At 63.7% G+C, this 325-nt stretch carries 1 protein-coding gene; it reads right to left on the bottom strand.

Annotated elements, in window-relative coordinates; translation table 11 throughout:
* A partial coding sequence (locus SB753_RS35820) for a HEAT repeat domain-containing protein (RefSeq protein WP_410804831.1) occupies positions 1 to 279 on the bottom strand: 279 nt, incomplete at its 3' end.
* Between the last annotated feature and the right edge of the window lie 46 nt (positions 280 to 325).

The raw sequence follows: 325 nt of genomic DNA, 5'->3' as shown, positions 1-325 counted from the left end.
CGCGTCGCCGTCGAGTAACGCGCCGCACAGCGCCTCGACCACATCGTCGCGCTCCCACGAAGCCAGCACGAGCGCCGCCTCGCTACGCACTTCAGGCGACGCGTCGCGCCGTAGCGCATCGACAATGGGTTCGATCACGCACGCATCTTCGAGATCGGCGAGATCGATTAACGCGATCCGGCGCACGACGGCGTCTTCGGACGCGAGACGAGACAGCAGCGCAAGGGCTTCCGCGGGAACGGCATCGAGCGAAGCATTCGGATCGGTCGAATCGGTCATGAATGGACGTGATGGAAGAGTAGACATTCCGCGCATCGCTTAACGC

Source organism: Paraburkholderia sp. SIMBA_053 (genome assembly GCF_046534895.1).
GTDB lineage: Bacteria > Pseudomonadota > Gammaproteobacteria > Burkholderiales > Burkholderiaceae > Paraburkholderia > Paraburkholderia caledonica.
The sequence above is the reverse complement of the archived record's forward strand: the minus strand, read 5'-3'. Positions and strand labels throughout refer to the sequence as shown.